This window comes from Streptomyces sp. G5(2025) (assembly GCF_049542075.1).
GTDB lineage: Bacteria > Actinomycetota > Actinomycetes > Streptomycetales > Streptomycetaceae > Streptomyces.
Genome location: NZ_JBMUZT010000002.1, coordinates 1 through 16280, shown reverse-complemented (window position 1 = coordinate 16280; position 16280 = coordinate 1). Strand labels below are relative to the sequence as shown.

8 protein-coding genes and 3 pseudogenes are annotated in these 16280 nt (G+C 69.2%); 2 read left to right on the top strand and 9 right to left on the bottom strand.

Annotated features, from left to right (window positions below; genetic code table 11):
- Nucleotides 1-18: 18 nt before the first annotated feature.
- The 3 genes and pseudogenes from ACOBQB_RS00440 to ACOBQB_RS00430 all read right to left on the bottom strand — a co-directional run bounded on the left by ACOBQB_RS00440 (nucleotide 19) and on the right by ACOBQB_RS00430 (nucleotide 4431).
- Nucleotides 19-2121, bottom strand: a pseudogene (locus tag ACOBQB_RS00440) (Mu transposase C-terminal domain-containing protein).
- The gene (locus tag ACOBQB_RS00435; protein WP_423587896.1) at nucleotides 2118-2876 is read right to left on the bottom strand and encodes a TnsA-like heteromeric transposase endonuclease subunit; all 759 of its coding nucleotides are present in this window, start codon (nucleotides 2874-2876) and stop codon (nucleotides 2118-2120) included. The pseudogene ACOBQB_RS00440 and the gene ACOBQB_RS00435 overlap by 4 nt, the downstream one beginning before the upstream one ends.
- Nucleotides 2877-3036: 160 nt before the next feature.
- Entirely contained in the window at nucleotides 3037-4431 is a 1395-nt protein-coding gene (locus tag ACOBQB_RS00430; protein WP_423587895.1) for a DNA-binding protein, read from the bottom strand.
- 189 nt (nucleotides 4432-4620) lie between these two features.
- Between ACOBQB_RS00430 and ACOBQB_RS00425 the strand changes: the two genes are divergently transcribed.
- Both ACOBQB_RS00425 and ACOBQB_RS00420 read left to right on the top strand, forming a co-directional pair.
- Nucleotides 4621-5229: a hypothetical protein gene (locus ACOBQB_RS00425; RefSeq protein ID WP_423587894.1), complete on the top strand. Its 609-nt coding sequence runs from the start codon at nucleotides 4621-4623 to the stop codon at nucleotides 5227-5229.
- A complete protein-coding gene (locus tag ACOBQB_RS00420) occupies nucleotides 5226-6647 on the top strand; it encodes a hypothetical protein (RefSeq protein ID WP_423587893.1) in 1422 nt (473 codons plus the stop codon). The genes ACOBQB_RS00425 and ACOBQB_RS00420 overlap by 4 nt, the downstream gene beginning before the upstream one ends.
- Before the next feature lie 353 nt (nucleotides 6648-7000).
- On the opposite strand, the gene ACOBQB_RS00415 is transcribed toward ACOBQB_RS00420, so the two are convergent.
- The 6 genes and pseudogenes from ACOBQB_RS00415 to ACOBQB_RS00390 form a co-directional block, all read right to left on the bottom strand.
- Complete coding sequence (locus tag ACOBQB_RS00415; RefSeq protein ID WP_423587892.1) at nucleotides 7001-8866, bottom strand: ATP-dependent nuclease; 1866 nt, start codon at nucleotides 8864-8866, stop codon at nucleotides 7001-7003.
- 147 nt (nucleotides 8867-9013) lie between these two features.
- Nucleotides 9014-11761 carry a helicase associated domain-containing protein gene (locus tag ACOBQB_RS00410; RefSeq protein WP_423590298.1) on the bottom strand — a complete coding sequence of 916 codons (2748 nt, stop codon included), beginning with the start codon at nucleotides 11759-11761 and terminating at the stop codon, nucleotides 9014-9016.
- Between the two features lie 18 nt (nucleotides 11762-11779).
- Nucleotides 11780-12190 (bottom strand): annotated as a pseudogene (locus tag ACOBQB_RS00405) (TniQ family protein); the annotation flags it as partial.
- A 109-nt stretch (nucleotides 12191-12299) separates the two neighbouring features.
- Nucleotides 12300-12857, bottom strand: a complete 558-nt coding sequence (gene tpg / locus ACOBQB_RS00400; protein ID WP_307718047.1) for a telomere-protecting terminal protein Tpg — start codon at nucleotides 12855-12857, stop codon at nucleotides 12300-12302.
- A 5-nt stretch (nucleotides 12858-12862) separates the two neighbouring features.
- A pseudogene (gene tap / locus ACOBQB_RS00395) lies at nucleotides 12863-14971 on the bottom strand (telomere-associated protein Tap).
- Between the two features lie 58 nt (nucleotides 14972-15029).
- Nucleotides 15030-16280: Helicase associated domain protein (locus ACOBQB_RS00390; RefSeq protein ID WP_423587891.1), on the bottom strand; the 1251-nt coding region annotated here is incomplete at its 5' end.

The following is a 16280-nucleotide window of genomic DNA, read 5'->3' as shown; positions in this document are numbered from 1 at the left end:
CGGGGTGGGGGCGGCTATTCACCACTTGTCGGCTTCCTCGTATGCGTCGTAGAGCCCGAATCCGGCGGCCGCGGCGGGGCGTGTGTCGTCCTCGGGGAGGTCGTCGATGCTGTCGTCCTCGCCGTGGTGCGCCGACTCGCCGGTGATGGGGCCGGTGCCGTATTGCGGGTACCGTGCGGCGGGAACCGGCAGCGTGGTGGCGCGGGCGAGGAGAGCTTGTTCGGTGGTGGTGGCGTGACCGCTGTGGACGCGGCGCATGAGCTGGTCGAGGGCGTCGGCCAGGTCGGCCTCATGCTGCTGGCTGTCGTCGTGGTTGTGGTGGTGGGCGTGGGTGCGGATGTGCTGCCAGGTGTGGTCGTTGAACGGCTGGTGCACGTGGTCGCGGTGGATCCAGGGGATTTCGGTGAGCTCGCCGTCGGGCAGGCGGATCCAGATCTGGCGCAGGTCGTGGGGGGTGTAGTGGATTTCCCATTTCCCGCCCCGGCCCGCGACGGGGGAGGCCTGGCCGCGGTATGGGGCGAGGAGATCGTGGTCGTAGGTGCGGTGGTGGATGGTGATGCCGGCGGGAGTGATGGCCTGCCAGCGCACGGGCAGCAGTTCGAGGTAGTCGCGGCCGGTGAGCGGGACGGGGACGTGTCCGGCGACGGCGACGAGCGCGGCCCACATCTGGTTCGGGGTGAGGGCCTTTCTCGGCATCATCGGGTGACGCAGGCCTTCGTGGGGCCGGTGGTGATAGTGCACCAGCCACTCATCGAGCAGGTCCTGCAGCTGGGCGACGCTGTAGCAGGCGTCTTTCTCGGTGTCGGGGCCGCGGCGGGTGACGTCGGAGCCGGTGTAGCCGGGCAGGTGCTGGCAGTACAGCGCGTTGATGGTGCCGAAGGTCCGCTCCACGATGCCTTTGGCGGTGGGGGCGCGGGGCGGGGCGGGGCGGGCTGGACGCTGATGCCGAGGTGCTCGCAGGCGGCGGTGAACGCGGCGGAGACGAAAACTTTGCCGCGGTCGACGACGATCGTCTCGGGCAGGACGACGGGCCGGGCCGCAGCCCCGGCCAGCCGCTCGTCCAGCGTGGCCAGCCGCTGGTGGGGGAATGCGGGGGCGTGGTCCATGCGCAGGATGTCCGGCCAGGTCGGCCGGGCGGGGTGCGGGACGGCCATCTCCGCCAGCAGCAGCGCCGCGTCCACGGCCTTAGTCGCACTCGGGCACAGCACGGCGGCGAGGATGGCGCGGGTGGCGACGTCGACGGCGATGGTGAGCTCGGGCCGGGCCAGGCGTCCGTCGTCGAAGAGGGCGAGGACGTCCAGGCGGGTGGTGTCGACCTGGACCTGCTCGCCGGGACGCAGCGCCGTGGCGGGGGTGAAGGCCCGCCCGTCCATACTCGCGGGCACCTGCCTCACGGGCCCGGTGGGCAGTTCGCCGGGCCGGGCGAGATTGGTGACGAGCCGGTACAGCGTGGCCTGCGACGGCGCGGGCACCGTGTCGGGGCCGTGCCGGTCCTGAAGGATCTGGTTGATCAGCGGGAACAGGCCGTTGACGGTGCCCTTCGAGCGGCCGCGGCGGCGGCGCAGTGCCTCGCGGACGGCGGCGACGACCCGTTCGTCGGAACGCCCGGTGGGGCTGGAGGCGCGGGTGGTGCGGTGGTCGAGGAGTCCCCACAGGCCTTGTTTGCGGTAGGCGAGCCGCATGCGCTGCACAGTGGTGCGCGACACCCGGCCGAAGCCGAGCGCGGTCAGCTCCTCGGCCTTGGCCTGCTCCCGCTCGGCCAGCGTGTGCCGTTCGGGGGCGTACTGCTCCCGTACCGTCCCTTCGCTGCCGGGCCCGCCAGGCAGGCCGCATTCGACTTCCCGCAACGTGCCGTTGCCAGGCCAGCGCCTTCTCGCGCGCCGCGGCGGGAGCGGTCTCGAACAGGCCCCACTGCGGGGCCGCCTGAGGCGCATCGGCCCCGACGATGGCGAAACCGGGGTCGGCGAACAGATGCCCAGCGAGCACGACCTCACCACCGCCGTCCGGGCCGAGGAGGTGGATGTCCTGTCCCGAAAGGGCGACCACCTGCCACTTCACGTCACGGAAGCGGACGTGAGCACCGACCTTCACGGCCTGCCTGGAATTGCGCCGCGCGCTCACCTGGCACCGCCCTTCTTGCCCTGGTCGCTCCAGCCTCGCGGGCCGACGAGGATGCGTTCGTGCAGCGGCGTGTCCAGACCAGCCGTCAACCGGCCGTGCCACAGAGCGTGGAATACGCACGGGAGGACCTCGATCGGGTCGCCGACCGCTTCGGTGCCCTCGATCAGCGGCCGCGGCCGCGTGAACGCCTCGACGACCGCCGTTATCAGCCCCCGGCGGCCGGCGTTGCGGGGGTGGCGGTAACCGGCCAGCCATTTGAGGTTGGCGGCCAGGACGTCGTCGAGCGGTGGGAGGCGCCGGTAGGTCCAGCCGAGGTGCGCGCACGCCTGCGCCACCGCCTCGGCGGCCTTCACCGCCCGCTCGCCACCGGCCTCCGGATGGCTGGGGCAGTCGGCGAGCAGCGCGGTGCCGTCGGCACGGCGGGCGAAGAGTTGCGGCACCCAGGAACGCACCTGCCCGCGGGGATTACGCCACAGCAGCCGCACGGGCCGCCCCGCCAGCCCCGTCACGTCCGGGTCGCGGTCCAGGACCATCAGCTGGACACGCATCGCGTTCGACCCCGCGGCTACGTGCCGCCTGGTGGTCGCCGACCACCACAGGCCCGGCCCCCAGCGCCGCCCCGGGACCACTGGGAACGCCGACACTGGCGGCAGTTCCTCGAACGCGACGGTCATGGCGGCGTCCGCCCACCGCTGCTGGACCGCCTGCCCCACCGGGTCGAGGAACACCGCCTCGAACCCGCTGCCCTGGTCCACGGCCGCTCGCCCTGCCCGGCTCCGGTGTCGGGCCGCTCCTGTGCTGGTCACCCGCGCCAGCCAAGCCGCTCCCGCCGACACAAGCCCCCGTTTTCAGTATTTCTGCCACGAACGAGTGCCGTATCAGCTAACAGCCGACCTGCCCGTCGACGCATCGCTCTCAGCCGCCGTTCTCCTGCCTGCCCTCCCTCAGCATCTGGCTGAGCACCTCAACGGGCATGTCCACCCACCGGGCCACCTCCTGAAGCGGCACCCCGCCGTTCACCGCCGCCACCGCGGTCCGTTTCCAGGCGTTCTCGATCAGGCCGGCACTGTGACCGAGCCCGTGCAGCAGCCGTCGGGCGACCTCGGCGGTCGGACCGGTCTGCACCCCGCGCAGCTGCAGCAGCGGTTCCTCGGCGCTGGAGATAGCGCTGGTGATCAGCCTGCGCTGCTCGGCGGGCACCGCAGCCCGCCACATCGTCCCCGAGCCGGGCGCCTTCTTCTCCTTGCCCAGCACCCGCAGCTGGCCGGCCATGGTCGCGCTCTGGTGTTCCTGGCGCAGCCACCACGGGTCGTTGTCATACCCGGGCGGCCCGCCGACGCCGCGGCGAACGCGGATGACGCTGCCCATCCACGCGATGAGCGGCCCGCCGTGGTCCGTCGCGGCCAGCGGCCCCAGCCATCCCCGCCCCAGCCGCTCACCGAGCCTGTGGCAGAACATCCCGTCGGCGGGAAGCGCCCGCGGCCGCCCGGCACCGCTGTCGGCCCACACCAGCTCGGCCATGGCCGGGTCCAGAAGTGCGCCGGCCACCGCCACCACCTCCGGGAAGACGACCGCGTCCCGCCCTACGATCCGCCACCGCTCCAGATCACCACCTGCATCCCCGCCCGCGACCTGGTGCAGGCGCCGCGGCCAGATCGTCTCTCGCTCCCACTGCAGGGCCTGCTCCCACCACCGGGCCACCACCGCCTGCGCCAGCGCGAACACCCGCTCCGGCTCCGCTCCGGCCCGCGCCGCCCGCCGCGCCACCGAGGCCCACCGCCGCTGCGCCGCCACTACCTCCGGCAGGCCACGCAGGTCGAGGTGCTCCAGCGGCTGGTTGGCGTCCGCGGCCAGCAGCCACCGCCCATGCCGAACACACGCCCGCTCCCACCGCGGTGCGTATCGCACTGCCCGGAGGGCCGTCCCCGTGCGCCGGGCCGTGCACAGCCGGCAGCTGAACGCCACCGGGCCGGCCACCGCGCCACCGATCCGCCACAGCCCCACCGGATCGCCATCCTCGACGCGCAGCTTGGCGTCCCCTTCTTCCCAGGACGGCAACGCCCGTGCCAGCACGTCTTCCTCGACGCCGCATATGCCTGCCAGGAGCTGGCGTCCGGCTGCGTTCAGCAGCACCTCGGCGTCGGCCCGTGCGCCTCCGCCCTCGTGCCTAAGCGGGTAGTTGCGCCACTTCCAGTACGACCGCAGCACCTTCGCTTCCATCCCGTAGTGGCTGGCGATGCGGCAGATCAGCGACGAGGTTGTCTCCCTCCGCAGAGGAGCGGTCCGCCGCAGGCCGAGGTCAGGGATCACTACGCCACGGTCTCGTGTTCACCGCTGCGGGCGGGCGTTTTCGCAGGAGTCGTCCGGTCTTCGACCCTGTCGTCTGCTTACTTTCCCAGGCCGTGGGCCTCCCCTTCTCGGAGCCGGCGGGCGTCGGTGAGGCGGGGGATTGGCCCGTTCGAGCGCATCGTGATGATCCGATCGCACTAAGCTACGCCTGTGGTGGTTGGCGAAGATGCTCAGGTGAAGGGCTTCTCGGGGGCCCGCAGAGCCAAGCAGTGGCTCGAAGGCACGATGCGTATCTTTGGCGCGTACGCGAACACGGACTCGGAGTCCTGCGGCCGTCGGCTGACTCTGTCCTGGCCGTACGGAGGCCGGACGTTCTCCTTCGACCTGGGGGGCGCCATGCGCGGCGACCCCTACCAGAACGACATGTTCTGCGCGGAGGTCAAGAACTACGCGCAACCCAGCGATCAGGGAACCCAGTTCGACGAGTTCCTCGCCAAGTGCTACGTAGCCGCCCAGGCCCAGCACCACCTCAGCGATCACTTCATGTGGATCACCTGGGCACCCTTCCGCGCGAACTCCTGGTCCACCCTCAACTCACCCGGCCAGGTGGAAGCCGCGGTCCTTCAGCACAGCAGCCGCGTCTTCGGCACCAGCGACACCGAGGAAGCCCGAGAACTTCTGGACACTGAACTTGCCCAGTCGGTCGCCGCACGCCTGTGGCTGATCGTGCTCTCGGACAAGCAGGAGACCCTCCTGCCGCTCAAGGACTGGGCAGCCATCGTCGCCGCCGAACTCACCCGCAGAGAGGGCTCGTGGTGAACATCGTCGAACAGTCGATCTCCCAGGCCATGGACGAGCCCGACGACCGGATGATGTTCACCCGGGTCAAAGACATCGTCGCCCGGCACCTGCGCCGCATGGACCCCGGCGCCACCATCACCAGGACCGAGTTCTTCAACCACACCCATGTCCCCGACATGGTCCTCGAATGGCCCGGCAGACCCCGCACACCGCGCCGGTTCATCTATCTGCGCACCACATCGGACCAGCGCGAACTTGAGGACGACCTCCATCGCCTTCCCCGCGCCGACCGGCCAGTGCTTCTCGCTCTCGGTCAACTGCCCACTGCCCGGCAACAAGGGGATTTTCCCTCGCTGCCTGGCAGCAGCACGGCGCTGCTTCTCGACGCCTCCGCGCTCGGCGCGCTCCAGCCGGCCGACGACTCTCCTGGCATCCCCCATTTGGTGTCCCGCTCCGTTCTCGAAGGCGGCCGCGGCACCCTCGACAAAGCGGCGACCGAGGAGTTCGTGAACACGGTCGTCCAGGGAGCCGAGGCCGCTCGCGCGGGAGAACGCGTTCCCACCCGCGACGCCGTCGAGGCCCTCACCGCGCGGATGACCACCGACGTCGCCGACCGGATGTCAGCCTTCCTCGCTGCGCTCTGGCAGGGCGGCGGATCCACGCTTGCCAGCTTCCCCGCACCCCGGCGAGGTGTCGGCCATCTCGACGAGACGGCCCTGATGTACCTGCTGGAATCCGAGGACATTGCCGACGCCGCGTTCTGGGACCGGGTCGTCCGCATGATCAGTCTTCCCGTCCTGCTGCGCACCCCGGCCGCCGGCACCGGCAATCTCCAGCACCTGATGCGTGAGGCGATTCGGCTCTGGACCAGCCGCGTCTGCATGATCGTGCCCGGTGCGGCAGACGCGGACATCAGCCCGTGGCGCTGGGCGGTGAAGGCTGGACAGCTGATCCTTCAGACTCCGCGTTTCCATGTACTGGTGGCCCAGTCCCGGCGCCAGCTCCCGCAGGGACAGGAGCACGACCTGCCCCGCCTCGACGAGGTGAGGAACAGGGCCGACCGCTTCGGCATTCCGCTGACCTCTCTTCGCATGGTCGTGACGAACCGCCACGTCGGATACGGCGGCCCCGGCGACGACATCTCCCACGACGCCCAACTCGACGGCATCAGCGACGCGCTGGGACAGGCCGAGGGAGTCATCGAGGCTGAAGCCCGCATCCCCTCCGGCGAGACTCTCCAGTGCCTGTTCGGCACCGGAATCGCCAGCGCCCGCGGCGCACGTACCCAGGTACCGCTGGACGCCCTCCTCGGTACAACGACGCGCCTGCTCTCCGATCTCTCAAGCGATGAAGCTGACAAGATCACTCAGCTTCTCGGCGCCCAAGGTCCACCCCCCGACCAGCCATGGAGTCAGCCCAGCTTCGACGACGTATAGGACTTGCGCGGGCTCTGTCAGCGCTGTGGGCGCTGACAGAGCCATGAGGGCAGGCACAACAGTGCTGATTTCCGCCTGCCTGGCTCGGTGCTCGCTCTGCCGATTGTCAGTGCTCCATGGGACTCTTTGAGTACGCCAGTGACGGACCGAGTGGAGAGTGTTGAGGGGCGTGCCATGGCTGTGCGTGTTCGGCATACAGATCCACCCGCGCCGTCCGGGTGCCGGTGGTGCGGTGAGGAAAAGAGCAGACACGGCCGACGGTGGGTGGCTTCTGCGGGAGTGCACTCATGGGAGGCTCCTACCCGTGAGCAACGTCTGAGCAGGATGAAAGCCCGCCGTTCAGCACGGTTGGCTCATTCGTCCTCGGACCAATGACGCAGCCCTGCCTCGCTGGCCACCCTGATTGCGTCATTGAACGACTTCACCAGGGCAGGCGGAACGTCTGAGGGCTGCCGCAGTCGCTGTGCCAGCTCGACGACCATGCTCTCTTTTCTACGCGGAGCCTGTTCGGAGTGCTGGTACAGCAGGCTGTGAAGCGACTTGCTGAACTTGGCGCTGCTGCGCAGGTCTGCGACATCCTTGGGCGTCCACTGCTGCTCGTCCTTGCGAGGCCATTCGGCGTTCATGGTGTCGGCCCACTGTTCGTCGCTGAAGACGTCCTCCAGCTCGTTCGGGTCTCCGAGGAAGAGGCAGTCCTTCTCGGTGAAACCGTACTTCTCCAGACGATTGAGGCTGAACTCCTTCTCCTTGTCGCGGATCGAGTCCCCATCGACCAGGAACAAGACGGTGCGCTTGTGCTTCTTGAGGAATTTGGCGAAGTTGAGGGCGCCGTCGTTGCCACCGCAGTCCCACAGTGCGATGCCCGCGGACTGGATCGGATAACCGAACGCCAGCTTGAACAGTGCCGGCAGCGCCGCGTACTCGGTGGGGCCCTCCACACCGACGAAACACCGCTCGTGCAGGAGGACACTGTTGCGGAAGCCCAGAGAAACCGCCATGTTCGACAGAAAGCGCCGGGTGTCTTCGTCGGTGTCCTCTGCGCCAAGCGACTGTACGTAGGCTCGTCCGTCCCTGCTGTTGAGATGCACGATGTCCTGGATGTCGACACCGTCGATCAGGTTCAGGGAATGGGTGGCAACGATCACGGTGGACTGTGCGGCGGACGCCGACACCTTGATCATGTCCATGATGCGACGCTGGTGCTCGTAGTCGAGATGCGTGTCGGGCTCGTCATAGGCGATGATCACACCGCCTGTGACGCCGTCCTCCGCTGCTTCCGACAGAAGCTGCTGACTGGCCTCCCACAGCGCCAGCGAAATCCGGCGGGACCGGCCCGCCCCGGCCGCAGCCAGTGACACAGCCCGTTGGCCCGGTGCCGCAGCGGTCATCGAGACACCACTCACCGTCGGCCGGAACTGTACGGTCGGCTCCAGCGAGAAGGAGTCGAAGCCGCATCGTTCCTCAACCAATTTCTGCAGCCGGGCGGCATCGTCCTTGAGCAGGCCGGAAAAATCGGTCTCCAGATCGGTGATCTTCTGCCGGGTCTCCTCACGCAGGGTGTACTCGCGCAACTTCGCCGTCAGAATGCTGCGGACCACGGTGTCGGGAGTCTCCGCGGCATCGCCCCGGAAATAGAGGAGCTGCGGCAGGGCGCTGACGACGTGCTCGGGCGCCGGCGCCCAACCGGCAACTGTTGAGGCTGAGGCCGCATGCTCCTCGAGAAGCTCGGTCCAGCTCGCTTTGACGTTCGGCTGGCCCTCACGCAACTTGACGCCTACATCGGAGGCAAGGCTGCGGAGCTCGGACACCTTCAGGGAAGAGATGTTCCGTAGCGCGGGGTTCTGCGGCACCTGCGCCAGCCACTCAAGGCAGACGCCTTCGCCTTCTACGTGCCGACGGCGCACCTGGATGGAAGAGGTGAGACCCAGGGCCTTCTTCTCGGCTTCGGACGGGTCGAACCGACCTTCCACCGTCACTGCGATCGGCTCCGCAGCGTCATCGTCCGATGGCAGGGCAGCGCGCGCGGGTTCACTCTCGGCAAACTGAGAAATGTCACTATCCGCGAGAGGGCGCTCGCCGAGCAGGAAGGCGATGGCGTCCAGGGTCGCTGTCTTCCCGCAGTCGTTGTGGCCCGTCAGGATGGTCTGCTTGTGGATTGGGATGCCCTGGACGTCGCCCAGCGAGCGGAAGTTGGTGACGCTGAGTTCGACGAGTCGCACAATGCTCCCTTGCTGCACGGCACGGACACGAGGGTGGCAGCAGCCGCCAACGCGCCGTTGAAACACACCACTTCGGGACGAGGTGGGAAAACTCTAGCGTCTGATGAGGCGTGGGAGAGCTGGACTGGCTTGTTGGACACTGCGATCTCATTCAGTGATGCCAGTGTGGGTGAGGAGGTGTTGTTGGCGGGGGTGGAGGGTTTGCCAATGGGCGCGTTGCTGGGCAATCCAGTGGTGGAGTGTGTCAGAGAGGGGCTCGTTCCCGCTGATCAGGGTGCGGTATTGCTGCCAGGTGCGGTGCCAGGTGTAGGGCCAGGGTGGGTTCCACCACGGGTCCAGGGCGGTGAGCGCCTCGATGGTGGTGGAGAGGACGCCGGCGCGGGCTTTGCGGCGTTGCTGGCACAGCCATGTGCCGAGGGGGAAGCCGTCTTGTCGGGTGTGCTTGTCCGGGGTGAGGTGGCCGTGTCGGGTGGCGTAGGCGCGTGCGTGGTCGAGTCCGGGGCTGACGGGGTAGGAGCGTGTGGCCGGGGCGGGCCGTTCGCCTACGGCAGCGTGGGGGGTGACGCCGAGGGCGGTCAGGAGGTTCTGCTGGCCGGGGTGGAGATGCTCCCAGGACTCCTGTTGGACACGGGCCCAGCGGCACAGGCCTCGGGGGAGGTTCGTGGTCGGCACGCCGGCGGCGCCCGTGGCTGCTGTGCGGAGGCGGTGGTAGGCCTGCTGCCATGGCAGGGGCCAGGGCGGATTCCACCACGGATCGATCATGGTCAGGGCTTCGGCCCGGGTGGGGGAGAGGCGGCCCTGACGGGCGCGTCGTCGTTGCCAGGCCAGCCACTTCCCCAGCGGGAACCCGTCGAGGACGGTGCTGGTGGGCGCGGCGATATGGCCGTATTCGGCTGCGTAGGCGCGAGCTTGTGCGAGCGCGGTGTCCAGGAGACCGGGCTCGGCGCGGAGAGCCGGTGGTTGGGCGGCTCGGGCTGTTTCGGCGGTAATGCCGATCTTGGCCAGCAGGCGGTGCTGTTCGGGTTGGAGTGTGCCGTAGCCGGTGCACTGACGCCTCAGCCAGTCGGCCAGCTCCTTCTCAAGGCCGGGAATGCCGGTACCGCTGCCGTCGGCTGCGGACGCGGACTCTGACCGCTCGCGTACGCGACTCCAATTGCGTTGCCACTCCAAGGACCAGGTCGGGTTCCACCAGGGGTCGAGCGCTGCGAGGAGCGTGCTGACCGGCCATGTCCCGCCTGTACTGCGATGGTGCTCCCGCACCTGGTGGCGCTGTTCGCTCAGCCACCGGCCCAGCGGAAACCCCTCAGGACAAGCTTTCAGGGGCGTGGCGAGGTGGCCGTGTGCGGCGGCGTACGTGCGCGCGTGGGCCAGCCCGGGGCCCGTACCGCAGAGCTGGGCGATGATCTCGTGGGGGCAAGCAGCGGCGGTCTCGGCGGTGATGCCGATCTGCGCCAGCAGATGCTGCTGCTGCGGATGCAGCTGCTTGTAGCCGGTGCACTGTACGGACAGCCACGTGGCCCAGCCGTCACTGCCCTCCGGCCAGCCCCCTTCTGCCGCCCGTTGGCGCCGGTCTTGGGCATGAGCGCGGATCCGGTGCCAGGTGCGCTGCCACGCCAAGGGCCACGGCGGGTTCCACCACAAGTCGATCGCGTCGAGCACCTGGAGATGCGCGCCGGGTTCGTCCTGGCGGCGGGCGAGGACACGCTGGGCAGTGAGCCACTTCCCGAGCAAAAACCCCTGGTACGAGATGTTCTTGGTGGCCAGGGCCAGGCATCCGTGTTCGGCGACGAAGGCGCGCGCACAGGCAACAGCCTTATCGATGCCCGCTGTCCGGCTCGTTCGGCGCGGGCGTGCGCTGCCGGCGGCCTGGGCCGTGAGGCCGATGTCGGCCAGGAGACGACGCTGTTCGGGGTGGAGTGAGCTGTAGTCCGTGCACTGCAGATACAGCCACTCCCCGGTCAGCACGTGGGTGTCGGGGAAGCCGTCGGCGGCGTTGAGGGGGCCGTGGCGCCTGACGTGGTCGCGGGCGCGGTAGTAGGAGCGCTGCCACTTCACCGACCAGGGGATGTTCCACCACGGATCCACCTCCTTCAGGGCGGCGGCCTTTTCTTCAGGCAGGGCCAGGGCGTGGGCCTGCTGGTTGTGCACCCATTTCCCCAGGGCGAAGGGACCGACTCGCGTGTCGCGTTGGGTGGCGAGGTGGTCGTGCTGGGTGGCGTAGGTGCGCGCGTGGGCCAGGCCGGCGGCGAAGGCCCCGTCGGCGTGCACGCTGTGGCCTCGCAGCCGTTTCTGAGACTGCAGACCCTCTGTGCCTGCAGTCTGCCGATGCTGGTAGCCCGCGAGAATGTCGGCGAGAGGCCAGGGCCGGAGCGCCAAGGGGACCTGCCACAGCCGCTGTTCGGCGTCTCCGCTGACGCCCTTGGTACGGGTGCACTGGTACGTCCAGGCAAACAGCGGTCCGTGGGTGCAGGCGGCCAGATGCTCGGTGAGCCACGGTCGCCGCAAGAGATGGCCCAGCTCGCTGGGCACGCAGGGCACATCAGCCAACCGGTAGGGGAGGTGACCACCACCGTCAGCCGCGACACGGAGCCGCCAGGCCCGGCTGGCCAGAAGCGTGGCGAGGGCGACGGTCTCTGGGTAGGTGACCAGATCCCGCGCCATGATCCGCCACCGCTGCGGATCCTCGCCCGCGGGCATGGCCGCCTCCAGCCGCATCGGCCACAGGCGCTCCTCGGGCCACTTCTGCGCCCACCACGAGGCGGTGACCGCCTCAGCAACCTCGAATGCCGAAGCAGCGATGGGGGAGCGGCGCAGCAGCCTCCGGTGGTCCTCCTGCGCCTGGACCACCTCCGGGCATCCGGCCAGCCCGACGACACGGCCCCCGCTGCCAGGCACGCTCAACAGCCAGCACCGGTGGCGTGGACAGACTCGCTGGTGCGCCGCCCGGTACACCCGGGCTGGTGCCACGCGGCCGGTCCGCGCAGCCACACAGCCAGGGCAGGCCGGACCCCAGGCGGCAACCGTCTCGACCCCGTTGTGGAGCCGCGCCGCCGGCCTCTCCTTCGAGGGGCCCAGCGGCTCCTCCCGCGTCCAGGCCGGCAACGCACGGTGTAAGCCCACCTGCGGCACACGACACAGCGCCGTGACCCGGTCCCGGGCCGAGGCGTTCAAGAACACCTCACTGTCGCCCCGTAGAGCCCCGGCGACGCCCTGCTGGCCGGCCACTTCGGTAACCGCCGACAGCAGACTCGACACCGTCAGGCCGTACCTGTCCGCGATCCGCCCCAGGAACGACAGGGTCATCTCACCCTGCAGGGGAGCCACCCGAAAGGCACCCGCAGTCAGCAACAGTTTCCCCAACCCATCCCGTGGCTTGTGACAACGATCGTGCTTCGGCTCAACGAGCAGGTCCGGTCTCCCGGTCGCTGCCGGGTCAGTAGTCGAGGTCGAGGTAGTCGATGTCGTTGAGGGTGACGTCGGAGAGTCCCAGGGCGCGGGCTCCGCCGTCTTGGAAGTAGATGTCTTTGAATCCTTCGGCGATGATCTGGCGCATCTGCTGGTCGCTGGCTCCGGCGTCACGGGCGTTGAACAGGCGCTGTGCGTAGGTGGGGGGCAGGTGGACGGTGAGCCGTCGGAAGCGTCCGTCGTCGGTGGTGCCGATGGGTGCGGTGTAGCCGAACCTGGCCCTCGTCTCCACCGTGATGCCCGTGGTGGTGGCGGCCTGCTTCCGGCGGCGTCTGCGTACCTGGGGCTGCCAACGCGCCCGTACGGCCGCGTCGATCCGTTCGGCGATGGCCTGGGGCGGGTGCTTGCGTTCGCCCTTGCGGTAGCGCTCCACCGACCGCTGGCTGACCCCGATCTCCTGCGCAACGGCTTTGGTCGTCCTGAGCTGCTTCATCAGGAAGTTGATGCGTGCCTGGAGGGTCTTGGGCGGCTGGCGGGTGAAGCCCTCCCGGTCGGCGCGTTCGATGGCGTCGTCGATCTCTCCCACAGCGCCTACTCGCCTTCGTCCAGGACGGCGTCGCCGCCTTTGATGTGGCGGGCCGGGTTGTAACCCTTCTCCATCAGGTCGACCGCCCACAGCATCGGCTGGACGCCCTCGAGCTTGGCCAGGCCGGGGGTGGGTCCGAGGCGGAAGGCGCCGGGCTGGGGCTTGCCGGAGGCGGCATAGGGGAGGAAGTCGAGCGGGCTGTCGCCCGGTGAGGGGTAGACGACGCAGTCGGAGAGCACGGCGAGCGGGTACAGGCCCGTCATCGTGGCCATGTTGCGCATCTTGCGGTGCATGTTGATGCGGGCCTTGGAGATGACGGCGGCACGGATGTCGGGCCGCCAGGTCGGCCGCTGAAGAGCCGGCCATCGCTCGCCCTCCTTGTACTTCTTGCCCTGGGGGCGTTCACGCAGTTTGCCGATGCCGCCCTTGACGGTGGCCTTGATGGCGGCGAGGACGGCCGCCATCGCCGGGTCGACGTCCTTGTGCCGCTCCATCGCCGCGAGGAACTCGGTGTCGGAGAGCTCCCGGGTGACGCCGAGGTCGGCGAGGGTGTCGACGTAGGCGTTCTTGAGCCGGTCGTGCCACGGGTCCAGGTACGCACCGGTTTCCCGCCGCAGGTACGCCTCGATCGGGTGGACGTCGTAGCCGAGCTCCTGGGCGTAGGCGACGGTGTGCGTCTGGTACCAGGCCGGGCCCGTAGGCCGGGAGCCGTCCGGCGTGAACGGCGAGGGCAGGCGCGGGTCCAGCTCGATGTGGCTCAGGTCGACCAGCCAGCTCCCGGGGATCTTCGGGTTGAACTTCGGGGCGTGGAAGTGGTCCGGGGCGGACAGGCCGACGATCAGGCGGGCCGCGGCGGCGAGGAAGGCGGTGTTCAGGTCCAGGCCGACCGCGAAGGGCAGCGTGCACTCCTCATCGGTGAGCAGGTCCACCGGCCGCACCCACTGGTACGCCTCCTCATCAAGGAAGCCACTGGTCCAGCCGCTGCCCACGACGACGGGGTGCTCAGCGGTGGCCTCCGGCGGCGCCGGGTCCATCGGCTCCGTCCCCAGCGATCCCGGGTTGTAGGCGGACACCCAGTTGCCGGTCTCCTCATCGCGCTCCGGCTTCGTCGGCGGGCGTAGCGCCGTCATCAGCTCCAGCCCGGACACGGCCGTCGATCCGCGCGGGCTGATGACCCGGGTGGCGTACACGCCCAGAACGCGGGCGATGTCGGCCGGCTCCATCTCGCTCACGCCAGGCCAGGACCGCTCATCAAGGGCGTCTCAGGAAAGGACCGCCAGCTGCACGCACTGCCGTTCGCGGCCCTGCGCCTTGCGGTAGATCCTTGCCCACGGGCCGAACCCGCGCTGGGTGAGCCGCCACTTCGCTTTAACCACCTGCTTGACCACGGGATGGTCCTCGGGCAGGCGCAGGGAGCGACGCTGCTCGTGGCCTTCCAGGCGCTCCGGCAGCCCCAGCTTCACGGCAGCCGCGGCGGTGAGCACGATCAGCGGGTCGCTGTCCTTGCCGTACCGGTTGAGCTTCGGCGCTCCGAGGCCGGACTCGCGCAGCGTCCACTCCACCAGCCCCACCACGGTGCTCGCCGGGCAGTCCAGCACGATCCCGTCCACGCCGTACGCGCAGCCGTCACCGTCCAGGACCGCGAGGGGCCCGTGCGGGAAGTGCGGGTCGGCCGCGGGCTGCGACGCCTTCTTCATGGCCGGACGCCGCGATGTCGCAGCGGGCCGGATGGCGGGGCGCGCCGGAGCCGCAGCCGCAACGGCGGGAGCCTGCGGGGCATCTGCCGTCTCCACCCTGGACGCGGCCGGTTCGGTAGACGCCGCGGGAGCCGTTGCGGCAACCGAGGCTGTCGGAGCTGCGCCTGGGGCGGGGTACTTCGCCGCCCATCCGTTCAGCAGCCGCTGGTAGGCGTCCAGGCGCGGCGACTTCGGCTCGCTGCGGCCGTTCTCCCAGTTCTTCACTGACTGAGTCGTGGTCTTCAACGCGGTGGCGAGGCGGGCCTGGGTGATACCGGCGGCCTCACGCAGCCGGGCACGCTCCGCCGGCGGTGGCAGGTGCGGCTCCTCGTTCAACAGAGCGTCGACGGACGCGAACAGCTCTTCCTCAGATGCCATTTCCCTGCACCTTCACGCCAGAACCCGATACTTCTTAACCAACAACTTAACCCACTCTTTAACCCTGCCGTGCCCATTCCAGTCCCAGCGTGGCGAGTGCGGTGAGTTTGTCGTCGGGGAGCTTGGCCCGGCGGGTCTTGGTGTTGGTCAGCCATACTCCGAGCCGGACTTCGGTTCCGTCCGGCAACGCCTCTGCGTGCCCTCGTGGGACGGTCAGGGAGCCCGTGCGGGTCTTGTATTGCGCCAGGGCCGCAACGCCCTTCTCAAAGGCGCTCAAGGCAGTCTGGGGCGCCGTGGCGGGTGCCTTCGGTTCCGCGGGCGGAGCCAGCGGTACGACGCCGATGGCCTCCAGGCGTTGGCGCTGTCCCTCTGTCAGGGTCTGCCAGACCTCGGGCTTGCGCTGCTTGGCGAGCCATTTCCCGATGTCCATGCCGTGGACGGTGACGCCGGACAGGACCTCCACCTGGCCGGCTTGGCCTTCTTCGTCGGCGACCAGTTCGCGCAGTGCGGCGTAGTGCCGTTGCCACTCCGCCGGCCAGTCCGGGTTCCAGTCTTCGTCCACGGCCTCCAGTGCCGTCTTCCATTCAGGGTGACCCTCCAGCGCGCCGGGTCGCCGCAAATTCGCGAGCCACATCCCCAACGGCTTGCCCAGCGCTGTCGCAGTGCGGGGGGCGCAGAGTGTCCAGTGCTGGTCGTAGTAGGCCTTGGCGGCTTCGAGGTTTTCCTGGAAGCGTTCATCGGCCGGCGACCAGACCATGCCGAGCTGTTCGAGCCGTCGGGCGCGCTGGCCGGTCATCTGCCCGGCTGCGTAGGCGCGTCGTTGTTCCGCGACCCATTGTCCAAGTGGTGTCGCGCCCTCGCGGTGTCCGTAGGGCACCCTCGCGTTCCCGACCCGCTCGACGTACGTCTTCAGCTTCGCCCAGCCGCGTGCCCAGTCCTGGCGTTCGGTGTCGATCACGTTGAAGGAGACCCAGTCCGCGACCATCACCGGATCCCTGGGGGCGGCAAAACGGAGCAGGAGACGGGACTCGTCTTCGCCTTCCTCGGGCGCAGAGCCAATGTTCACGGACGGCTGCGCGACGTCCTTCTGCGGCTCCTGTGGAATTGCCAGCAATTCCACGGCCTCTTCATCGTGAGCCCGCAGGCCCTCCAGGACTTTCACCAGAGGCCGGTAGGAGCCGGAAGTGAACATATCTTCCGGCTTTTCTCCGGGCTGGAGGAAGACGGGCACGATCAGGGAAGCGACCTTGCCCTGTCCGGGCTTCTGACGGAGCGCCCGGCCGATGGCCTGGACGATGTCGTGCGGAGC